We start from the raw sequence: 4449 nt of genomic DNA on the forward strand, positions 1-4449 counted from the left end.
ATGCCCCAAGGCGATCACTCGATCGGCCCGATCCGGATCGACGAGAATCTGCGCCCCGCTCTGGTCCAGGCAGCCGAACACATCCTCCAGCGCCTCCACGGTTGTGGAAACGATCAGTTTCGCCCCCGTCTGTGCGGCTCTCTGATCGAGCCGGGTAAGCGCCGCGAGCGTCACGCCGTCGGCGATTGGGCAATCCACCAGCACGACATCGCCGAGCGGACGCGCATCGCCGCCAATCAGCGCATCCAGGTCCGACACGACGCTGACGCGCAGGCCCGCCGCCTGCGCATCCTCGTTCAGGATACCCCGGATGCGCGATCGATCGGCATAGATCGACAAACTAAGCGGCAGACCGGCAGGGCTATCCCCTGTGGCGGCATAGCTCCAATCCTGCGGTTGACGGCTGACCACAGCTTCCGATGACATCACGACGTCTTCCCGTACCTGCTGACTATCGCGAACAAGTAAGGAACAAAAAGGGTATAAGTCAAGAATGGATCGAAGATGTTCGTATTTTGTGCCGGACAGTTCAGTTAAAGCTATAAGAAGCCGAGATAACTGCGCGCGGCCTGATCACACCCGTTCCACGACGAAGAACCAGGGTGGTGCGAATCACCCGTAGTTGTCTATGCCCAGCCGGAAAGTTCGCGACGGACGAGATGCTCCAGCATCGCCATGCCGGGTTCGCCGTCGTTCAGGCAGGTCAGCGTGGCGAAGTCGGTGCCTCCGGCTTCCACGAATGTTTCCTTCGCGCGGATCGCCAGTTCTTCCAGAGTCTCCAGGCAATCGGCCGAGAAGCCGGGCGCGGCGACGACCATTCGGCGCACGCCCTGCCGCGCCTCGGCCGCGATCGTCACGTCCGTCGCCGGCTCCAGCCATTTGGCGCGACCGAAGCGTGACTGGAAGGTGGTATCGATCCTGAGGCCCGGAAAGCGCGGTGCAAGCGCTTCGCCCAGCAATCGCGCGGTCTTGCGGCAGTGGCAGTGATACGGATCGCCCAGTTGCAACGTGCGGGCTGGCATCCCGTGAAACGACAGCAACAACACTTCGGGACCGAACGCCAGCGCCTCGATCTGGGTCGCAAGGTCGTGCGCCAGCGCGGCGATATAGGCGGGATCATCGTAATAGGGCGGCAGCGTGCGAATGGCCGGCTGCCAGCGCATCCCCTTCAGTGCGTCACACAAGGCGTCTATCACCGAGGCGTTGGTGGCGGCGGAGTATTGCGGATAGAGCGGAGCGACCAGGATCCGGTCACACCCTTGCGCCTGCAGCGCGGCGAAGCGGTCCGCCAGCGCGGGCTTGCCATAGCGCATCGCCCAATCGACCACGACGCCATCGCCGATTCGCTCGCGCAAGGCGCGCGCCTGACGGGCGGTGATCGCGGCCAGGGGGGATCCGTCTTCGCCCCAAACCTGGCGATAGGCATGAGCGGACTTGCTGGGCCGGGTGCGCAGGATCACGCCATGCAGGATCGGCTTCCAGATCGCCCTTGGAATTTCCACGACGCGGGGATCGCTCAGGAACTCCGCCAGGTAACGACGCACCGCGGCCGGGTTTGCGTCTTGCGGCGTACCCAGGTTGACGAGCAGCACCCCGACACGGCCAAGCGCGACACGAGGATGATCAGGCGGCTGAATCACACGTCCTCCGAAAGCAGGGGTAACTGTCTGAGCCGCAGCCCGGTTGCCGAGAACAGCGCATTGGCAACAGCAGGCGCGACAGCGGCGACGCCCAATTCGCCTGGATCGGCAGGGGCGGCGCTGCTGGTGATGAAGTTGACGTCGATCGCGGGGCAATCGGCCAGCACGGGCAGGTTCAGCGATGCCAGCCTGCCCGTGACCGGTAGCCCGCCCTCATACCCGGTGCTGCACCCCAGCGCCAGGCCAAGGCCGAAGATAAGCCCGCCCTCGATCTGCTGGCGCGCGATGTCGAGGTTCACGATGCGCCCGATATCGGCCACAGCGCTCAGGCGGTCTACGGTGACGCCATCGGCATCGCGCCTGGCGCTGGCGACCACGGCGATGCGGCCACCGCTTTCGGCCGAGCCGATCAGGTGGCAAGCGATACCCTGCCCGCTGTTGTCTGCGCCGCCGCCCCAGCCTGACAGCACAGCGACACGCTGGAGACATTCGGCAAGGCGCGGATCGTGGCCCAGCATCGCCATGCGATAAGCCAGGGGTTCGCGCCCGGCCCGATGGGCCAGCTCGTCCAAGAAGGATTCGACGAAGAAGGCGGTGTAGCCATGCGCATTGCCGCGCATCCGGCCCGTGGGCAGCGGCAAGCGCACCGGCACGTGATCGATCGCGAGGTGATCGATCGCGTAAGGCGGGATCGCGCCCTCGATCATCATCGGATCGGCGACTCCCGCAACGGCATCGATAGCGGCGCGCGGACTGTCCGCATGCAGCAGCCTTCGGCCGAATTCGCGCGCGGTGGCGGGTGCGACGATGCGGGCGCGCAGGCCACCCAGCCGTCCCGTCGCGTCGACATTCGCGCCCAGCACGGCGGCCACCGGCGGACGGGGATAGCCGACGATGTGCTCCTGCTTACGCGACCAGGTGAGTTGCACCGGACGCTGGCAAGCGCGAGCGATCAGGGCGACTTCGCCGGCGTGGTCATTCTCCAGCCGACGATCGAAGCTGCCGCCCAGCGGCATCGGATAGAGCGTCACCGCCGCAACATCGATCCCCAGCGCCCGGGCGGCGATTTCGCGCGCGGCTTGCGGAGCCTGGGTGCCCATCCACAACTCCAGATGGCCGTCCTTGAAGCGGGCGGTGGCGCTGGCGGTTTCGATGCTGGCGTGGAGCGCGGGCTGCACTTCGTAGCGTAATTGCAGCGGGAGGCGGCCGGTGAGGAAGGCGTCGGGATCGCCACGCTCGGCCAGGCGGGTGGCCGTGCCGGTCTGCATCGCGGTTTCCATCGCCTGGTCGATCGTGGCGCTGTCCGCCCGGTCGGTGGAGGTGAACCCCGCATCGATCCGCGTCAGGGCCTGGTCCGCCGCCCACCACGTGGAGGCGACGGCGGCGAGCCATCCGCGATTGCGCACCAGTGTGACCAAGCCGCGCACGCCGTTCGCAGCAGTCTTGTCGTAATCGGCCAGCGCGCTTTCGCCAATCGGGCCGTGCCGGATCGAGGCATAGACCATCCCCGGCAGTCGGACGTCGCCCGCGAACACAAGGCTGCCGTCCACTTTGGCGGGCAGATCGAGCCGCGGATAGGCCATCGGCGCACCAGGTCGTTCCGCTGGCGGCGCCTCCCGCAGCGGCAGCGATCGAGGCGGATCGAGCGCGGCCGCTGCGCGCGCCAGAGGGCCAAACGGCAGGCGCTTTCCTTCGTGAACCACGAACCCGTCCTTGGCATCGCATTCGCGCCAATCGACATCCCAACGCTCTGCCGCCGCCATGCACAACAGCGCCCGCGCCATCGCCGCCGCCGCTCTCGCGGGGCCTTCGTAAGCGGCCAGCGCGGTGCCATCTGCGGTGACGGTGAAGGTGTGATCCTGCGCCCAGCGGCGGACCAGCGCCGCATCATCGCCCAGCAGGGCGTCGGGCATGGCCGGCATCGTCAGTTCTGCCCAGCGCGAGGCGAGTGGGACATTGGCATAGAGCGGGCTGGGCGGCGCGGGCTCCACCGCGACCCGACGCCAGTCCGCGCCCATCTCGTAGGTGATGATCTGCGGGATCAGCGTGGTGACGCCCTGCCCCATCTCCACTTGCGGCACCGCCACGGTGACGACCCCGTCATCGGCGAGCCTGATCCAGGCATCGAACGCGACCTCGTACCGGCCCGGCGGCAGAGGCAAAGCATAGCGGCGCGGGCGCAGCGCATAGCCGACCACCAACGCGCCAGCGGCCAGCCCTCCGACCAGAACGCCGCGACGACTGGCCATCCCTTTAGCGAACCACCCGCATCAACGTGCCGCCAGCCATGCGGAAACGAGTGCGGCGATCTGCGCGAACGCCTGCGCTTGCGGGCCATCCCCGGCGGCAGGTGGCGTTCCCGCATCGCTGTCTCGGCGGATCGAACTGTCCAGCGGGATGCGCCCCAGGAAGGCGTGGCTGCCGCTTTTGGCCGTTTCCTCCGCACCACCATGACCGAACGGATCGCTGACTTCGCCGCAGTGGGGGCAAGCGTAACCGGCCATATTCTCGACCATGCCGATCACCGGCACGCCGCCCTTGTCGAACAGGCCGATCGCGCGGGTAGCGTCGATCAGCGCCAGGTCCTGCGGCGTGGAGACGATCACCGCGCCATCGGGCTTGTAGCGCTGCAGCATGGTCAGCTGAATGTCACCGGTGCCCGGCGGCAGGTCGACGATCAGCACGTCCACCCCGCTCCAGTCGCCATCCAGCATCTGGCCCAGCGCATTGCCTGCCATCGCCCCGCGCCAGGCGATCGCCTGCCCGGCATCGACCAGGTGCGCGATCGACAAGACCGGCACGCCGTAAG

General features: G+C 67.3%; 3 protein-coding genes and 1 pseudogene. All 4 read right to left on the reverse strand.

Annotation, left to right across the window (positions count from 1 at the left end):
- A pseudogene (locus tag ACHWRX_RS03610) lies at positions 1 to 426 on the reverse strand (MarR family transcriptional regulator); the annotation flags it as partial.
- 200 nt (positions 427 to 626) lie between these two features.
- Positions 627 to 1640, reverse strand: coding sequence for a ferrochelatase (gene hemH / locus ACHWRX_RS03615; protein WP_394658119.1), 1014 nt, complete (start codon positions 1638 to 1640; stop codon positions 627 to 629).
- Complete coding sequence (locus ACHWRX_RS03620; protein ID WP_394658120.1) at positions 1637 to 3889, reverse strand: molybdopterin cofactor-binding domain-containing protein; 2253 nt, start codon at positions 3887 to 3889, stop codon at positions 1637 to 1639. The genes hemH and ACHWRX_RS03620 overlap by 4 nt, the downstream gene beginning before the upstream one ends.
- Positions 3890 to 3910: 21 nt before the next feature.
- Positions 3911 to 4449 (reverse strand): P-loop NTPase (locus tag ACHWRX_RS03625; protein WP_394658121.1); only part of this gene is annotated, 539 nt, incomplete at its 5' end.

Origin of the sequence: uncultured Novosphingobium sp., from assembly GCF_964277725.1 — a bacterium.
Taxonomy (GTDB): domain Bacteria; phylum Pseudomonadota; class Alphaproteobacteria; order Sphingomonadales; family Sphingomonadaceae; genus Novosphingobium; species Novosphingobium fluoreni.